Annotated in this window: 17 protein-coding genes and 1 pseudogene; 10 read left to right on the top strand and 8 right to left on the bottom strand. The window is 51.0% G+C overall.

Annotated features, from left to right (window positions below):
- Positions 1-16 precede the first annotated feature (16 nt).
- The 3 genes from J1D76_RS14725 to J1D76_RS14715 are packed head-to-tail and all read left to right on the top strand — an operon-like array spanning position 17 to position 2,488.
- Positions 17-1,228 (top strand): PfkB family carbohydrate kinase, encoded by a 1,212-nt coding sequence (locus J1D76_RS14725; RefSeq protein WP_421139007.1) that lies wholly within the window; start codon positions 17-19, stop codon positions 1,226-1,228.
- Complete coding sequence (locus J1D76_RS14720) at positions 1,225-1,830, top strand: 7-cyano-7-deazaguanine synthase (protein WP_322617868.1); 606 nt, start codon at positions 1,225-1,227, stop codon at positions 1,828-1,830. The genes J1D76_RS14725 and J1D76_RS14720 overlap by 4 nt, the downstream gene beginning before the upstream one ends.
- The gene (locus J1D76_RS14715) at positions 1,745-2,488 is read left to right on the top strand and encodes a nitroreductase family protein (protein ID WP_421139006.1); all 744 of its coding nucleotides are present in this window, start codon (positions 1,745-1,747) and stop codon (positions 2,486-2,488) included. Before J1D76_RS14720 ends, J1D76_RS14715 begins: the two co-directional genes overlap by 86 nt.
- Here the strand turns inward: J1D76_RS14715 and J1D76_RS14710 are convergent.
- The 3 genes from J1D76_RS14710 to J1D76_RS14700 form a co-directional block, all read right to left on the bottom strand.
- Complete coding sequence (locus tag J1D76_RS14710) at positions 2,423-3,256, bottom strand: 8-oxoguanine DNA glycosylase (RefSeq protein WP_421139005.1); 834 nt, start codon at positions 3,254-3,256, stop codon at positions 2,423-2,425. The two genes, J1D76_RS14715 and J1D76_RS14710, sit on opposite strands and share 66 nt — an antisense overlap.
- On the bottom strand, positions 3,256-3,933 hold the full coding sequence (locus tag J1D76_RS14705) for a DNA adenine methylase (protein ID WP_421139004.1): 678 nt from the start codon (positions 3,931-3,933) through the stop codon (positions 3,256-3,258). The genes J1D76_RS14710 and J1D76_RS14705 overlap by 1 nt, the downstream gene beginning before the upstream one ends.
- 820 nt (positions 3,934-4,753) lie before the next feature.
- Positions 4,754-4,945: a hypothetical protein gene (locus tag J1D76_RS14700; protein ID WP_421139003.1), complete on the bottom strand. Its 192-nt coding sequence runs from the start codon at positions 4,943-4,945 to the stop codon at positions 4,754-4,756.
- Between the two features lie 376 nt (positions 4,946-5,321).
- On the opposite strand from J1D76_RS14700, the gene J1D76_RS14695 reads away from it, so the two are divergent.
- The 6 genes from J1D76_RS14695 (at position 5,322) to J1D76_RS14670 (ending at position 12,820) form a co-directional block, all read left to right on the top strand.
- Positions 5,322-5,597 (top strand): hypothetical protein, encoded by a 276-nt coding sequence (locus J1D76_RS14695; RefSeq protein ID WP_421139002.1) that lies wholly within the window; start codon positions 5,322-5,324, stop codon positions 5,595-5,597.
- A 470-nt stretch (positions 5,598-6,067) separates the two neighbouring features.
- On the top strand, positions 6,068-7,378 hold the full coding sequence (locus J1D76_RS14690; protein WP_421139001.1) for a GTPase-associated system all-helical protein GASH: 1,311 nt from the start codon (positions 6,068-6,070) through the stop codon (positions 7,376-7,378).
- Positions 7,375-8,346 carry a TRAFAC clade GTPase domain-containing protein gene (locus tag J1D76_RS14685; RefSeq protein WP_421139000.1) on the top strand — a complete coding sequence of 324 codons (972 nt, stop codon included), beginning with the start codon at positions 7,375-7,377 and terminating at the stop codon, positions 8,344-8,346. Before J1D76_RS14690 ends, J1D76_RS14685 begins: the two co-directional genes overlap by 4 nt.
- Positions 8,333-9,199, top strand: coding sequence for a hypothetical protein (locus J1D76_RS14680; protein ID WP_421138999.1), 867 nt, complete (start codon positions 8,333-8,335; stop codon positions 9,197-9,199). Before J1D76_RS14685 ends, J1D76_RS14680 begins: the two co-directional genes overlap by 14 nt.
- Before the next feature lie 3 nt (positions 9,200-9,202).
- Entirely contained in the window at positions 9,203-11,722 is a 2,520-nt protein-coding gene (locus J1D76_RS14675; RefSeq protein WP_421138998.1) for a hypothetical protein, read from the top strand.
- Between the two features lie 18 nt (positions 11,723-11,740).
- Positions 11,741-12,820: a caspase family protein gene (locus J1D76_RS14670; RefSeq protein WP_421138997.1), complete on the top strand. Its 1,080-nt coding sequence runs from the start codon at positions 11,741-11,743 to the stop codon at positions 12,818-12,820.
- Between the two features lie 197 nt (positions 12,821-13,017).
- Here J1D76_RS14670 and J1D76_RS14665 read toward each other — a convergent pair whose 3' ends face one another.
- The 4 genes from J1D76_RS14665 to J1D76_RS14650 all read right to left on the bottom strand — a co-directional run bounded on the left by J1D76_RS14665 (position 13,018) and on the right by J1D76_RS14650 (position 15,257).
- Positions 13,018-13,227 (bottom strand): hypothetical protein, encoded by a 210-nt coding sequence (locus J1D76_RS14665; protein ID WP_421138996.1) that lies wholly within the window; start codon positions 13,225-13,227, stop codon positions 13,018-13,020.
- A 3-nt stretch (positions 13,228-13,230) separates the two neighbouring features.
- Complete coding sequence (locus J1D76_RS14660) at positions 13,231-13,788, bottom strand: mobilome CxxCx(11)CxxC protein (RefSeq protein ID WP_421138995.1); 558 nt, start codon at positions 13,786-13,788, stop codon at positions 13,231-13,233.
- Between the two features lie 494 nt (positions 13,789-14,282).
- Entirely contained in the window at positions 14,283-14,864 is a 582-nt protein-coding gene (locus J1D76_RS14655; RefSeq protein WP_421138994.1) for a hypothetical protein, read from the bottom strand.
- 195 nt (positions 14,865-15,059) lie between these two features.
- Entirely contained in the window at positions 15,060-15,257 is a 198-nt protein-coding gene (locus tag J1D76_RS14650; RefSeq protein ID WP_421138993.1) for a hypothetical protein, read from the bottom strand.
- A gap of 501 nt (positions 15,258-15,758) precedes the next feature.
- Here J1D76_RS14650 and J1D76_RS14645 point away from each other — a divergent pair.
- Entirely contained in the window at positions 15,759-16,403 is a 645-nt protein-coding gene (locus J1D76_RS14645) for a hypothetical protein (protein WP_421138992.1), read from the top strand.
- A 685-nt stretch (positions 16,404-17,088) separates the two neighbouring features.
- Here the strand turns inward: J1D76_RS14645 and J1D76_RS14640 are convergent.
- Positions 17,089-17,337, bottom strand: a pseudogene (locus J1D76_RS14640) (winged helix-turn-helix domain-containing protein); the annotation flags it as partial.
- Between the last annotated feature and the right edge of the window lie 127 nt (positions 17,338-17,464).

Here is a 17,464-nt window from a genome sequence, read left to right as displayed (position 1 = left end):
GAGCAAGGAGAGCTCTATGATCACCATCGTAGGAGGCGTCTACCGAGAGCGTTGCATGCGCCCGGCGTGGGACGATATTTATGGGTCTGCAGGGCGGGCAGCGACGGCGATTGCCCGTTTCGGTGGACAGGCGGAATTACACGCCTGTGTAGATAGCAGCACCCAGATCGTCGTTGATGCCCGCGCAGCCGCGGAAGGTTTCCAGTTCAACGCTACAACTGCGCAGGCAGGGGTGACTTTCGAGTACATCCATGGCCTCGCCAATCCAGATATTCGACGTGGTACTCACGTCAAATCGGAGCTGCAGGTTAGCGCCGAGAAGGTGCTTCGATTCGGCATGATCGATGGAACGGCAGTAGTTGATGCTGAGTACGCGGTGTTTGACCCACAGAATGCCGACGGTACGGAGTCCTTCAGGGCCAATGGCTCTGAAGCAAAGCACCTGGCTTTGGTCCTGAACCGCCACGAGGCCAATCTGTTGGTGCCCTCTTCCAGTGGGTTAACCGCACAAGAACTCGCAATCGTGCTTGCCGAGCAGGAGCGCGCGGAGGTGGTTGTCATCAAGATGGGGCCGCTGGGGGCCATGGTGTATGACAACGGCTCAATCTCGACTGTACCTGCATACCGCACTGAGCGGGTATGGAAGATCGGCTCGGGAGATACTTTCGCCGCCCACTTCGCACTGGGCTGGATGGACAAAGGTCTTCCGGCTCACGATGCAGCCTCGGTTGCCTCCATTGCGACGGCCTTTTATTGCGAGAATCAAGGCTTCCCCGACCAGGCTTTGCTTGCTGGCTTCAAGCCGTACCCACTGCAACCGTCAGCTCGGTATCGCGATGGCTACGCCCCTAGGGTGTACCTTGCAGGGCCTTTCTTCACCCTCGCAGAGCTGTGGATGGTCGGGCAGGCTCGCAGAGACCTTCTGGCAATGGGGCTGGATGTATTTTCCCCATACCATGACGTCGGTCTTGGCTCTGCTGAGGACGTGGTCGAAAAGGACCTTGAAGGGGTGCGTGATTGTGACGTTCTCTTTGCGATTGGTGATGGGCTCGACTCGGGCACAATCTACGAGATTGGCTACGCTCGGGCATTGAACAAACCTGTCGTTTTCTACGCGGAAAATGAGTCCGAACAGGACAAGAAAATGATGGAAGGCTCGGACTGCCGCATCACCGATGACTACGTCAGTGCGATCTATCAGACGGTCTGGGAAGCGGTGGTGCTATGAAGACGGGATTGTTGTTGTCCGGCGGGATGGATTCCTTGACGATTGCCTGGTGGAAGCGGCCGGACATCGCGTTCACCCTGAACTACGGTCAGCTCGCGGCGCAGGCCGAAATCGAGGCTTCAAGGACGATCTGCCAGCAGTTGGAAATCCCTCATCATGTGATTGAGATTGACTGTCGCCAGCTGGGTTCGGGAGACATGGCAGGTAGCCAAGCCGATAGTCTGGCTCCAGCCTCTGATTGGTGGCCGTACCGGAACCAGATGCTGGTTACGCTGGCGGCGATGAAGGCAATCTCGTTCGGTGTGACACACCTGTGGTTGGGTACCGTGAAATCGGATGGATTTCATAGGGACGGCTCCCCAGAGTTTATGTCGGCGATCAGCCATCTGCTTTCCCTGCAGGAGGGCGGCATGGTGGTGGAGGCTCCAGCAATTGAGTTTTCTACTGCTGAGCTTGTCCGCAAATCGGGCATTCCTGCGAGTCTCCTGGCCTGGGCGCACAGCTGCCACAAGTCGCATGTTGCATGTGGCAACTGTCGCGGCTGCAACAAATACATGGAAGTGTTTCAAGAGGTGGGGTATGACCTGGATCGACTTGGGTGATCCTATTCCAAGGCTGGCTCCTGAGCGGTATGAGCCTCTCGAGTGGGAAATGGGTGATGTCTGCCCGCTCCCTGCTTCCTCGGAGGCGTTAGACCGGCCGTTCGGCGAGGTTTTGGATGCGCGCGCGTCGCATCGCGAGTTCGGTGTCGTCCATGACCAGCAGCTCGGAGCCTTCCTCTGGCACGCCTGCAGAACTCGAGGTTCCGGTACGTCAAACCTGGGTTTTGATCTGGAGCATCGAGCTGCCCCCTCTGCCGGCGCTATCCACCCTATACACATCGTCGTTAAGCGGCCCGATGATGATCGATGGTGGATGTATGAGCCCAGGGCCCACCAACTGGTTGAGCTCCGACATGCGACCGGCAGGCTTGCAGGCCTTTATGAACTCAGTCTGCAGGTTCTGGACGGTGATGAGGCAACACGCTTTCTATTTCTGGCCGAGCCCGGAAAAACATTGGGCAAATACCAAGATGGTTGCAGCCTTGTTTGGCGTGACGCGGGGGCGCTGCTCGCAGTCATGGCATTGACTGCGACAGCCCAGAGACTCAACTTCTGTCCGCTGGGTATTACCGGTGAGCCTTGGGCTAGTACCCTAGCCGATCAGGGAAAGTTGGCCGGGGTTGGCCTTGCTCTTCTTGGGTCTGCTACGAGAACCTGATTCAGGTGTGTGGTGCCCCATGCCCATGATGCTGTGCACCGTGGCGGGCGATGACATCATTTCCAACCACATCAGGGCATCGAGTTCCGATGCCCTGACGCCAAGCCCTTTACTGAAGCGGATGAACTGCTCTTCGAGCTCCAAGTAGTGGCGTTCAACGGTCAAGTTGCTCTCGAAGAACCTACCCAGTAGACCGGCACGGAGAATGTGGATGTCCAGGATTGCCACATCGTCCGCATCCAGCCAGTTACGGGCAACCCACGATGCGGTCTTGTAACCAATGCCCGGAATATCCAGCAGCCAGTCGCGCAGCGCTTTGCCGGTGCCTAACGGAGGCCGTTCAGCAGACAGCTTCTGAAGTGCCGCGCAGAGGTAGCGGGCCTTCTGCGTGGCAAAGCGGTATCGCACTTGGCGACCATCGATAATTAGAGGCTCTTTCAGCCACTCGAGCAGGCTTTCTTCTGAAGGTGGTTGGTCGCCGAAGGCACCGCGTTCTTTGACGTGGTGAAAGGCCGCGAGCCCGACGCTAGCGGGAATGCCATGTCCCCCCAACAAGCACGCGCCGACTTCTTCTTTCAGTGTTGCCCCGAGCTTGTAGTTGATCCGATCGCCAGTGAGACGGCGTGCGTACACTTGGTAGGCCCAGTAGGCAGGAGTTGGAAACGCCTCCATGGCTCCCCACGGTACGCCCGGAATAACTTCTGCGTCTGCTTTGGGTAGCTCGACATTGAAGACCGCTTGGTCCATGAAAATAGCGCCAAATTGCATCAGGCGGCCTCCTCGGCAATGCCGTAGTGTTCCTGCATCCATTGCAGCAACTCGTGTCGCTCAATGGGATCTAGGCTCTCGATACGAGCACGGAGCCTAGTTTGGCGACGCTGAATGGTTTGGCGGTCTCGGAATGTTTCGCCCATGTATCGGCTGTCGTGCAAACGGCTGGGAGGATCGTAGTTCATCCAAACCGTTTCTTCGCGCAGCTCTATATGGGTCTTAGCCGGAAAACTCACCTTGCGCCACCCGATGAGCTCGCGGTTGTAGAGATCACAGTCATAGCCCGAAAGCATCACTTTGCAAGGTAATGCGACCAAGCACCGCAGCAAGCGGATGTGGTCTTCTTCCGAGTAATCGCAGCGATACACTTTAGCTCGACGGCGGGTTTCAGGAACGTAGGGCGGATCGATATAGACCAACTCCTGGCCTTCGAACGTATACCTTTCAAGGAACGTAACCGCGTCGACTTGGTGGAGTTCGCAGGTATCTGGAAGCTCCGTTTGCCAAAGCTCAATGACTTTGGCGTCGAGGTCCAAGCCAATGTTCCGCTGCGCAGCCTTTTTGTTGCGCATGACGGCCCCGCCACCAAGGTGGGATTCGATGTATGTCTGATGCGGTGGCATCAGATTGATCAAGCGCTGGTAGCACTTGCCTTTTCCGCCTGGATATCTCATGAGCAAAGCATCGTCAGAAATGACGATGATGTCAAGGCGAAGCGCCGAACGGCCACCATTTGGGTAATTGCACAGACTTGCCCACCCATTTGTATTCGACCTGACTTGTCACTTACATCGGATTTGACCAGCACGCTCAGTGGGCCTGATCGGCAAAGAACGACCGATTGTGTTGAAAAAATCGGTCTTTCCATACTGCCCTCGTACTGACTGCTGAAAATGCCTTTTTTGCGCGCAGCTACGCGAAATGTGAGCCCGTAATCCTCTGCTCAAAGTAGAGATTTCAATCTCAAGCGCGTACTTTTCTGCCGAGGAGAACATGGCCGACTTTTTCAACAGAATTGACCCATAACGGCCACTCGTGGAGCCCTGAGTTCAGTGTGTTGGCACCGACACCGAATTGACCCAGTTGCCGAGTTGTCACTGACCCAGTCTGTTCCTTGCGAACCATTGCATTTGCTGAATTTGTGCAGATTTGGAGGTGGGTCAGTCTTGCGTCAGCACGTGGATCAATTCGGCTTCGGCATCAAAACAGCAAGCGATTCGATAGTTAAAAATATCAGGAAGTTATCCACAGAAAACGTGGGCATTTCTGTGGATAAAGCGCTACGTATCATAAGGTGCATGGCAAGCATGCCCTGGTTAATAATTGACCAAGTCGTACGCAGCGGATGTCTAGCGCACGACGCCTCATTATGAGCCTCGAAGGTGTCTACGAAACTAGGGGCGATTCAGCCGGTTGAAAAAACTCTTTGGATTTCTCGTTACACTTAATAAGCTTTAGGTTCACCTACAGCGACCTTCCATGAACCTCGAAACTCTACACGACACTCTCTCTGCTCAACTTAACACCCTTCCTGCTGGCGGCACGCTCTTTACCCCGGATCGCCAGCGTGCGCGCCGGTTCACCATCCACCACTACCAAGATGAAGTCTTGACGATCGAGACGCAGGGTCGGTCTCGGATACGGCTTCCAATCGAAGCCTTTCTCAATACGCTCATTCACATGCATGATTCTGGCTCATGTGCAGCGGTCCCTTCTTTAATACGCTCTAGCAATCTCGAGCCTCCGGAAGGAGGCCTATGTGCCATTGCGCGAGGCACTGTTGGCCAGACCCGAATGATCAACTATGTCCTGCCGGTCCTCGAGAGCTTGGGCTGGGTTCAGACTGACGGAGACCGGCGTCCGAACGTCGCCTGGCTGAATTCATCGGGTACCGGAACCGACTACTAACCGCTGCGTGAATTGCATCCATATGTAAAAGGAGAGGTCAGATTCCTGCCTGCAAGCGCTGAATTTCCGAGGGCCATTTTGGGTGGGGAGCGGGGGGGATCTCAGTTAACGTGTTCGAGTGCCTAATAGAAGGCGTAATCGATGAGGTGCGGGTATGAGTCTTGAACAAAAAGCTAGCATCATGGAAGTCCTTTGTGAGAAGGCGAACGCGGCATTGGCAGTCGCATTGAAGGATCTGGAGACTGAGCAAATCGCTGACTCTCGGACGGCGAAGCTTGCTGCAATCGAAGGGCAAGCCTCGATGCTGAAGGCGCTGGGTATCTACTCTGTCAAGCAGGCCATTTCTTTGGAGGGGCATGCTCTGTTTGTGTTTAACCGTCGCGAGAGTGCTCTCCCTCATCCTGGGCCTGAAGGATTTTGGGGTGGTTGAGTAATCTGGGGCGATGCAGGACTGAGTGTCTGAACTGATCGTTGGTGCCGCCTGAGGCCAGCAGCACCTATAAATAGAAGAAAGGTTCGCAGCCTCGGGCTTTGTGAAAGCCCAAGGCTGTTGACGCCGATGCCGAATTGACCCACGTGCCGAGGCAAGACTGATCCATCTCTAAACCTGCACAAGTCCAGCACAGACAATGATTCGCAAGGAGTCAGACTGGGTCAGTGAAATCTCGGCAACTGGGGCAGTTCGGCGCCGGCGCGAACACCCACGGGCGCTCTGGCTTTTCAAGCAAAGCTATCAGATGATGGTTTGAACGGAGTAAGTGGGGCTCAGAAGCCAAGCGAAGATGTGTCGTGATTCTCACAGCCAAGTAGGGTTACACTCCGTGGATCCGGGTGCGATGGCGCTGCAAGTCGCCGCCAAGCGCGAAATGAATTAAAGCTCAAATTTATTAGGGACGATCGTTGAGTACATCTATTCTGCAATCATTTCTTCGCGCTCGACTACTCGATATCGGCGCCGATGACACACGCCTCGGCAAGCTGCTTTTGGCAGTTGACGAAGTCGCCGAAAGTCTAACTAAGGACCCTTCCACTGCGCTGGGTTATATTTTGGTTGGATTTGATCCAAAGGTTACCAGTGATCCAATACTGGACATGCTAGCAACAGCAGTAGAAAAGCAATGGCCGACTTACAGCAGTGCATTTGCTGATACGCCTGTGGTTCTGTTTCGTGCTGTTGCTCTCGACGCTCTGCGTAAGGCCATTGAAGTACAACCGGCGATTGCTACTGCGGTAGTGCTTTTGTCTCGAAACTTGCTGCCACACATCGACTTGGGGGCGGAGAAAGCGACCTTAACGGGGTTGGTCGAGACTGCTGCGGCATCAATGAACAAGCTTATACAGAACGCTTGGCCGGCGGAAGAGAGCATCTCAATGCCGGGGATCGGTACGCTGCCCTCTTCCAGTAAGGCCCAAAAAATTGACCGAGCGACACTGCTTTCTAAAGTTGAGGCTACGGCCGGGCCTCATAACAAAGTAACTCAGGCAGGGGAATCTCCCAACCCGCACTGGTCCAATTCCGCGCCACACTGGTCGTACGAGTTTGCCCCTCGTATGGCGGATGTTTTAGCCGACCTTCATGATAAAGCTGTGGAGAACGCACTATCTGTACGAAGGAATTCTGACGCCGCGCTTACTCAAGCAGTTGTAGGGCTTGTGCAGAATATCGCAGAGTCATTGGTATCGAAAAACAGGGCTTTAGAGCGTAAAGTTACGCTGTTATGGTGGCGAGAAACGTTGTATTCATTGTCTGCTGAAGCCGGCTATCGCTCACTTGATCCAGAACAGGCAGTAGCGTACATGGCTATCGATTTGGCCAATCATGTACCGCCAGAATATCCTGCAAGTGTTGAGTCCTTTCTTCGAGAGGCTGTTGGTGCCGTAGTCGGAAAGGATGCTGATCAGAGCGCCCCAGCATTATTTGTTCGATTAGTCGCCGCCCTTTCGACGCTTGAAAATGTTGCGCTCAAACAAACTATTGGCAACCAACATTTCCCAATCGGCCGCAGCCTTGTTTTTCAGACAGTGACTAAAAATTGTATCAAAGGGACGGCGACCGAGTATCGACCGTTTGATGAACTTGGGCTGCCCGCCGAAATGGCCCTTCCACTCTCTGAGTTTGCGATTTGGCTATTCCGCGAAATCCAAGCGATGAAGGCACTTGCGCAGGCTGAAGTGCTTGAGTCTGAGGGCGTCAATACGGTGGCTGAATGAACACTATTTGCCCTCATGCAAACTGTCACGCTCCAGAAACTACTTGCGCAATCGGTGAACCATCGCTCGATAAGTGCGAGCACTGGCAAGGCGTTACCACTGATGACGGTGAGCCAGTAAAAACAGAACGCCTCGACGATGCGTTACTACCATGGACTGGGAACTCTATGGGTGGGTCGGACATCGCTTTTGTCGCAGCGAGGTCCAGTGCGAAGTTAGTAGCAATCATTGGTGCCGAAAGTGCTGGGAAGACAACGCTGCTTGCAGCGTGGTACCTCCTAACGTCGAGAGGGGGGCATCCTGATAATCAGCGATTTTGCGGTTCATACAGCCTCGGTGGCTGGGAAAACATCGCTTCGTCCTTGAGATGGTCAACGCCTAGCGGACCGACTTTCCCAGCTCATACATCAAGTGCAGCAGGCAGGCGTCCTGGCTTACTTCACTTGGCATTTCGCTCTGGCACCAGTCTACCCACTGATGTGCTGTTCGCTGACACGCCAGGTGAGTGGTTTTCGCGATGGGCTGTACATCGTGATGCTCCTGAGGCTGTTGGGGCGAAATGGCTTGTTGAGTATTCTGACGTGATTCTGGTTGTTGCTGACTCTCAGGCGCTTGCGGGCAAAGAAAGAGGCTTGGCTCGGGGAAAGCTGCTGGACCTTATTCAACGTACTGGGGCTGAACGTAAAGACCAGCCCGTTGCTCTTGTGTGGGCGAAGTCCGATATTGAAGTTCCGCAGGTACTTGTGGACGTAGTTCGTTCAGCCGCAACACGCCACCTTCCGGGTCATGTGGAGTTCCAGGTGAGCCTTTACCCGCCCAAAGGATCGGCAGGAAGTGTCGACATTGACCGTGGCACGAACCTTCTGGAATTGCTCACCTGGGTAACGGAGGCGCAGCGCTTGCGCTACATACCTTCTAATTCTGCTCCGATCTCTACGGATTACTTCGTTGCATATGGCCATGATTGATTCAACAACAAGCTCAGCAACTAGCATTGTGTTGCTTGGTGAATCCCAGGTTGGAAAATCGCACTACGGTGCGCAATTACTTGGTCGCCTCAATAGTGGCAACTGCTTGCTTCGTATGCGTGGAGCAGCAACAAACCTGAGTGCATTCGAAGAGGTAGCGCATAAGCTAAACCAGGGTGTATCTGCCGCCCATACACCTGCGGTTACCTACAATGAAAGCTCTTGGCCTGTTGAAGATGCTGGTGGGCGCCCTGTCGATTTAATGTGGCCAGACTATGGTGGGGAGCAGATTCGACGCCTCATTGATGAGCGTCGAATTCCTCCACTGTGGCGGGAACGACTTCGTAGCGCGCAAGGCTGGATGTTGATGCTGCGTTTGCATCAGGTTTCTTTTGAGGATGACCCTTTTTCACGCCCTCTTGCTGAACTCCGGACCACGCCGGCACAAGATGCGGGTCCAGTGAAGCATTCTTCACAAGCCCGAATTGTCGAGTTGCTTCAAATGCTGCTCTACATACGTGGTGTAGGTACGGTAACTCCGATTACTGAACCGCCCTTGATGGTGATGCTTTCGTTTTGGGACGAGTTGAGCGATGTCGGAAAACAGACACCTCCACAAATACTTGAAAAGAGTCTCCCTCTCGTTGCGTCCTTTATTAGCTCGAATTGGCATCCTGAGCGGTTTCAGATTGTTGGCGTCTCTCCTTTGGGGCGAGCACTATCAGTGTCTGATCCAGATGAGAGCTATGTAAATGAGGGGCCGGAGCAACATGGATATGTCGTTCTACCGGATGGTGTCAAAAGCTCAGATCTCACATTGCCTATCGTAAATCTTATCGCAATGGCTGATTGAGAAATGTTTTTACAACAAGCGCTATACGGTTCTGAGGGCGGGGGGCACGCGTTCTTGCGAGGGAGCGATGAAGGCCTGGTTTCCGTATTTAAGGAGCTTTTGTGGAGCACTGATTTACCCGCGACAGCCCCGAGTGGCATAGAGTGGGGGCCTTTTCTCCGAGGCTTCCCTCATGGCTCGTTCTATGTCCTGGTTTATACACGCGTCGATCTAGCCGCGGCCCGGTCAGGTATGGTTTTTTCGCGTGTAGTGCTGATCCCATTCGATGAGCTGGAGTCTTTTGGAGAGTTGACAGCTCTTGTTTCTGTGATTAGTCAGGATATTGACCGTTCTGCACCATTATGCCCGATTAGTCTAGCGCCAGCGCCAAATAAGGCACCACTCGATGACCCTGAGGCACTTCATGTTGGGCTTGTAGAAACAGTCAATGCGCTCACAACTGTTACAAAACGGCCAATTGTCTTTATGGGGCAAGTGGGCTTCGAGGAGGCCATGCTGGGTCTGTGGAGTCGACTTCCTATCGAGCTGAAGAAGCAGTTCTCCTTCCGATTGAGCTTTGGCCCCCAAGATATTGAAGGCCAGAACCAATGGGTCGTTTGTACTCCAGCCAGCTTGCACACCAGATGGTCAAATTATCAATCTGTATTTCCATCTGCGGAATCACCTGCATTGACCCTAATCGCAGCCGCGTTGATCGATGCTCCAGAGGGGCGTCCGCTCAGAGATTTTGCCGTTGACATTAATGTAGCACTTAGCGATATAGCAGTATTGCCGTTGATTGAGGGGGCATATTTAGCGTATCGACAAGGTAGTTCGGCGCTGGAGCTTACATCCCTTTTGCGGTTGCTGACGAGGCTTTGCCCGGAACCCAATACTGGGAGTAGAGTTAAGGAAGAGTCCCTCAAACGGCTCGCATTGATCTTGCAAAGCGCTAAGGCTTCAGAGATCCGAGCGCTGCGGAACCTCGAGCTAAATGCTTTTTCGACCGGACAGGTGTTATGGAGAGCCGTCTCAGATTGGGCCGAAGAAATCGAGCAAGTCGCGACTAGTGAGCCGACGGAAGTTGCGCGGATCTTTGTTGATATTGCACAAAGCAATGCAAATGAAGAGTGGACTGCGTCTGTGCTTGAAGGCATTCATACGGCGCTTCAATCCGAACTCCCTAATTATTTGGCTAAAGCTGTTTGGTTAGCTCTGGCTTCTTCGCCACAGAATGCAGAAAAAGTAATTGCGATTGCAGCGAGGGGGGCAAACTTCGAGGATGTTTTGTGTCGAAGTGCTCCGGCAATTTGTAGCGCTGAGGCCGCGATCCTTTTGGTGGAAGCAGCGCTCAATCACCAATGCTATAAATTGGCAGGTAGTGTCATGTCGCGGGCGTTCAACCCGGCGCAATCCATCGCGCAGTATTTAAGTATGGAACGGGGGGCGACGCATATCGCTGGAGTTGAAATGGCGCTTGGCAGAGCCTCTCCGAGCGAGACGTTGGTTGCCGCCATCCAGCATGATGATTCTCGAATCATCATGCTGGCAGCGAAGGCGTGCGCAGCCAACCATAGTCTGCTGCAAAGCTTTGATCCCGCCAACCCCGTCTGGTATGACCTGCTCGGCAAAACCTTGGAGCTGGATGGCAAGGCATTGGAGGGGTTACCTCCCCTTAATTTAATTGAGTTGTTGGTGCTGCAAACAGCAGATGGAAACGCGAGTCCTTTACGCGTATGGGCAGCCTTGTCGCATACGCCATTAGCTGACCTGTCAGAGCTACCAAGACGTCGTGAGATCTGGACAAGCATTCCACAGTCAGTAAGGCCCGCGTTCTTATTGAAGACCGCTGAAGGTTGGATTCAGAGCTTCTTGCTTGGCCGTATTGATGATACGGAGATAGAAACAGTATTGGCTCTATCAATCTCGGACTATGTCCGTCGCACAACCGTGCTTCAACAAAATCTACATGACTCACTTTCGAAGGTTGCTAGATACCTGGCAGAGGTGGATAAGGGTGGGCCGGAGTTTGGGGAGCAGCTGGTTCAAGCTTTGGATACCCGCATCCCGATTGGGGATCTCAAGGAGTACGACTCTGCCATATTCGGGCAAGCGATTTTGACTCGAGGTTGGGAGCGCACGGCTCGGGTTATAGCCTCCAAAGCAAAACAGCGCAGAGATTTTGGACCGATGCTGCATGGATGTGTCCAGTTACTGGGTCTTTTCGAAAGAATCGCTCTCCAGTTCTCTGGCCTTCAAGTTGGTCCAGTCTCAGAAAATGAACTCTGGCTGCTGCTTGAGGAAGTCGCTACCGAACTTTATCCGTTCGGTCCAAGCCACAATGAGTTGTGGAGTCGAGCCAGCGGGCGTGAACAAGATCTACCGCAAAGTGATACAGGTGGAGCGCGCTGGCACAGGATACTTAAATCCTTGAGAGCAGGGAGTGGTGGTACGACGCCAGCTCGTCTCGTTAGTGAAATGCGCAAGGACTACAGCGACAATGATCGCCTTCGCTATCTTTCTCACCACTATCCTTTCAATTAAAGAATAAAGACATTAATTATGGTAAGCCCCAAAAGCTTTGCTACCGGTCGCGCGCTTGTTATTGGTATCTCGGAATACACCAATATTCGTGGGCTCCCGTCGATCGTTCTCAACGATGTGGATGACGTGGTTGCTACGCTTGTTGATCCAAACATCTGCGGCTACGACCGCACAAATGTACGTGTGCTCAGAGATATCAAAGCTACGAAGCAGACCATAGTTGATGAGCTACACTATATAGCTGCGTCAGCGCATTCAGATGACACCGTGCTGATTTATTTTTCAGGTCACGGCGGTCGTTTGACTGGGGCGGGTGCGGGAGTCTATTTATGCCCAGCGGACTTCGATAAAAATGACCTACTCAATACAGGTCTAGAGGCCTCTGAGGTCAGTGCCCTGCTTCGTGCAATTCCTTCCCGACGACTCGCGGTATTGTTCGATGCTTGTCATTCTGCTGGGGCTGGCGTTCTCAAGAGCGAAGAGGCCTTTGAAGAGTTCAAGTCCGGTTTCGGAGTCAAGGATTTAGGGCGTTTAGGGTCTGGTATTGGAAGAGTCATCCTCGCTTCGTCTACTGAGGATGAGCCATCTATGATCCTCGGTGGGATGCGCAACAGTTTGTTCACTCATCATCTGCTTGAAGGATTGAGGGGGAAAGCGCATGTGCGTGGTGATGGGTTGATACGTGTACTGGATCTCTTTTCCCATATCGCAGAAGAAGTACCGAAGCAGGCAAGTCAGCATCCTGTTCTTCAGGCGGAGGCGCAGGATAATTTTCCCATAGCTCTTTATATGGGGGGGCAAAAAGCAGTAGGCGGTAATTATCTTGGTTCTATGTCCCTTTCAGAAGAGCGCCGTGCATTGGAAAGCGTTCTGTCAGAACTCTATCCCTCTGGCCCGTCAGAAATGGAGGTTTGGAGTCGAGCTGGAGGAGACCTGTCTTTATTGAAGCCAGGATTGCAGGGTCGCGCAGCTTGGCATGCTGCGGTCAAAGTTTTATCGCAGGGAGGGGGGGGAAGAGAAATTTCTAGGCAAAGTCTTATTCTCACAGCACTTGATGATTTCCCTCATAACCCGGCGCTTGCAATCCAAAAGATTTAGGGACGCTTGGTACCGTAGTAGTGAACCCTAGGTCTTGCGAAAACGTATTGAATTACTAAACTTTGCATTTGTTTGTTAAATGAAAATGCATGTTTAACCCCTAGGCGTTGTGATTATTGGATAACCAGATGCAACAGCCATTAGGGCTGCCGCATCCGTAAAACATTTTAACGCTAATCCGCTTATGCGGTTGACTATCATTTTCCGCAAAGCTTGCAGCGTGCTTGGGTATAAAACATTCCGGATGGGGCAGAGAAAATCCCTTTTACAAACTCACCGGCTGGCCCTGCATGATAACCTTCATTAGTAATGAAAAGTTTCTCATCAAATATGTGTTTCAGTATTTTTTGCTTGTCCTCATCGGACAATCTTTCGTACCAAGCATCGAACGTGTTAACTGCCGACATATCTTACTCCTTTGGTGTGTTCCCACATACTTGACATATGCCTTTCTTAAAAATAAATGGAGAGGCTTTGCAGATCGAACAAACCACATGGTTCTGCCCTGGGAAGAGTTTTTTTAAGGAATATCTATAAGCTTCTTTTTTTAAACTGCTGCTGACATTGCCGATATTTTCTTGATCCTTTGAGTCCATTTCAACCAAGTAGTTGTAAAACCATGCAAGTTTAGAGTCGTCATCATTTATTAACTTTAACGATTCGTTACCGACATAGATGTTAGAGCGGCGCCCTATGAGGTAGCTCTCGCGTTTTTGGTCGATGCGTAGAATTAATGCAAGAATTGACAACGATAATAATGCTGCAGCTGTAAATATAGATAGCATATTCATAAGATTCTCATAAGTTGAGTTTTTGGCTACTAATAGCGCCGCTGACAACATTACAGGAACAATTATTGTCAAAAGGCTAATGCAGGTCGTAAAAACTCCGATTCGATTAAGTTTTTTTGAATATATATACTCTGCGACAAGGGCGTCAGTTCTAGTTTGCACAACTCTTTCGTTCATGTGTTTCCAAGTGCAGTGGCGTTAGTTAAGTGGCTTTGGTTAAGCAGCTGTTATCCAAAGTGCTGAAAATCTGTTGCCAGAATAGCGTGATAGGTGAAAGTTGAAAAGACCCTTTATATTAAGATCTATACGGATTCCGCGTTAGTAGAATAAAAATGGCTTGGAACGCTGCTTATTTTCCCCGTGCGGCAAAGTGCGTGTTGGTTGATTGATAATCAGTTGCTTGACTGCCAAAGGCTACGCTGGTCTATAAAAAGGTAAATTCAGAATGGATAATAATAGAGCGTAGAAGACGGTCTGTGGGACGAATTCAACCCGCTACTTGGTATGCGAGGAGCTCGATGAGACAGTGGTTGCTCACGAAAACGCAACTGAAGCACCCAACATTCAGTCGGTGAATCAGTTCCTGGTTCAAATAGCGAAGGATTGGAAGTCTCTCCCTCGAGTTGTTTAGTGCTCTGTATTAAACTAGCCTTGAGGCAAGCGAGATGGATTCATATATGTTTCTTCATTACCTGTGCTATTTTTGCGTTTAGCTGTTCACCCATAAATTCACATCTTACTCTTTCATAAGCGGTGACATTCAACGATTCGATTCGCTCCAGTTTCAAATTTGAATTTTGATATGACATTAGAGGTTTGGCTATAGGCATGCCCGCATCTCTTCTTTCTAAAAGCATGTGATTTGCCGCGAAATTTACAAACTGCTCAGAGCATCGGGAAAGTTCATCAACCGCTTCCGTTATGTCATCGACATATAGCGCGTTGATTGTCTTAATTTCTGTTATTTTATCTTGATATGCTTTAAGCGCGTCATTGTACACGGAGCCTCTAAATACAGAATCAGTACTGCTGACTGTAGTAATCGCTGATGTGTTGACCGCTAATGCAAGAGTTGGGATAGACAAGGTTAAGTTATATGCTAGCGCGAGCTGCTCTCTGATAACTTTATTACTTTCACCTGCGGCAACCATTCTCTGCCCCATATACACACCGCCTAAACTTGCGGCAACAGTAAGTAATGGAATGCCAAGGCCGGTTAGGCGTATACCAGTAATTTTTCTTTTGAAAGTCACTGAGCTCTCACTAGATATTCTGAGATTGTTACGTTAACGCAATTGCTTGGTGTTAAATGGTTCTGACAGCTTTATACTAGAATTTTGTGATGTATCTGCGATTTCCAGCCTTTTTCCGAGGTTTAGATATCACCAGGATGTCTGACTAATTGCGGAGTTTAATAAATGCTGGATATAATATCGCGAGCACCAGGCTCAAGCGGCGCCAATCATTACATTGCCGGTGGAAGTGCTGATGTAATACATGCCAAACCTTGAAAAAGCATCTATTTTCGATTTGCAATGTTTGCATTTGAACGTCAATTTGCCGCTTAGCTTATTTTGGGCCAGTTCATTCATAACTGGATCAAGGTCACCAAGGTTTTTTTGGCAGTGTGGGCAAGGTGTGCTCATTTGATTCATCCTTGTAGAGCTGATTTTGAGTTGAGACCCTATGATATCAAAATGCCCTCAGACAAAAACCTAGTTTTGTACCTTTTTTTTTGGATGATTTGCAAAGAAGACTCGCCCCCCCCACGAGGGATCCGGGCTCATGGGTATGAGCTGTCACCGGTAGAGTTTAGAAGCGTTACGCAGTGAGCTTGGAGAGCGTTTAGAAACCCGGGGCGATTCAGGCGCAGTGACGATCCCCGACTTCTCGGCTTGCGAGCCATTGGCCGATGGATCGCACAACGCGATTTTGGCGGATTATCTGATTCCGTCTAATCCGTTGAGTATGGTCTGGCGCTCGAGTCGACAACTGTCGCGGACGATTCGGGTGTTTGTAGATTTCATTGGTGAGCAGCTAGAACATGATAGGCGGTTGTAAATGAATCGATAAGTAGAGCTTTCCTTCAGGGAAAGACGGGGCGTAATGCTTAAAAACACTCCAAGTAGACGAAAACGGGGTTTCAGATGGATGTTCAGCAAACTTACGAAAATCTTCTAAAACAGTTTCAGCATATTATCTTTGAAGATTTAACTCCTAAGCTTTCGCTTTTTGATGTACTGGACACACGAATCCAAAATGACCAAGAAACCTTTTTTGATAAGGTCCATATATTTGGATATTTTTGGCAGTCGCTCGAAACAGATGTTTTTTTAATTTTGGCAAAGCTGCTTGATGGAAAAAGATCAGACAGAAACATTATAAGGTTTATAGATTTTTGCGAGAGCAATCGGACCAAAATTCACTGGCTAGAGGGAGTCATTCCTATCGAGTCGATTATCCGTCATAAACAACACCTAGCTGATCATAGGGAGACGATAAACAAAATAACTATCCGTAGAGATAAGTTTTTTGCACACTCCGATAAAATATATTTTCTAGACAGGGACAAACTTGACCAAGACTACCCTGTAAGAACTAGTGATTTGATGGATCTGACCAGATGTTTTCAGAGAATAATAACGGATCATAGTCTCGGCCTCAACCGAAGCGGCCGGGCGTCTCCTGATGGCTATTTTTATGTTGCCGCAGATAATCTACTAAACAAGCTAATGTACCCCGACCACTTTGGATGTTGCAGCAGAAGAAAAATGCGCGAGCAAAACCCTTGATTTACCCAGCCATTGAATTGCCCCAGGGTTTCTAGACACTCTCCGCGCATGGGGTGATGCCATTCGGCCTCACTTGGCCGACCGAAGTTTTCCGGTGACAACGAAGTAAGTGAAATCGTCGTCGCCGGTGCGAGCCGCTTCGCGCACCACGGTAACTGAGTCGCGGTTACCTTTCTTGACGCGAGGCTTCGGTTTAGCGGTTTGGGCGGAGCGAGGGTTGTTTGGATGCACCATGCTGAATCTCTCCCTTAGGACTTATGATGCCGATACAGAGGGATGCCTGATTTGAGGATCAGTGGCATGCACTCTCCACCGTCAAATTTACGTTTCCTTTCTTTATATACACAAACGCGCTGGATGAACGGCTGAAGGTTGACGTGAGCACGTCTCTACTCGGAAGCATCTATTTTGTTAGGCGAGTAGGCTTTTCTCATTTATTTTGTGAGTCCCAACCGGCGGACTCACAAAAAACATGATTTTCTGCCAGCGTTTGCTGGGGTTCCCGAATCATCTATTTTGTGACCCTACACCGTCCCGGTTGACGCCAACGAAAAGGCCAATGCATTTGCATTGGCCTTTTTTTGTTCACTCCCGTGGAGTCACTTCATTATCGACTCGGACGCGCGCTCCTGTAGGAGCTGGCAAGCCAGCTTCTACAGGATTTAGTGAACAACGTTGTCCTCAATCACTCACTCGCCGGCACCACACTCTCCAACCGATACCCATACCCATAAATCGTCAGCAACTGCCAACCCCGATCCGCGGTCAGTCCGAGCTTGTTACGCAGGCGATAGATGTGGGTGTCCAGGGGGCGCGATGACGATATTTCTTCATGGGGCCAGAAGCGTTCATACAGATAGTCCCGTGAAAGCGGTCGACCGAGGTTGCTGAGCAGGCAGTGCGCGAGCCGGTATTCACGTTCGGTCATGACAATTGTAGTGGTCTAATGAAACCGGACACCCATTTAGGCGAGAATGCTCGCCAGATCGAGGTGTCAGATGACCAAACAACGCCGCTCCTTTACTCCTGAATTCAAACGCGAGGCTGCCGACCTCGTGCTC

Origin of the sequence: Pseudomonas sp. NFX15 (assembly GCF_049132105.1) — a bacterium.
Classification (GTDB): Bacteria; Pseudomonadota; Gammaproteobacteria; order Pseudomonadales; family Pseudomonadaceae; genus Aquipseudomonas.
Note: the sequence above shows the minus strand (reverse complement) of the source record. Positions and strands in the feature narration are given on the sequence as shown.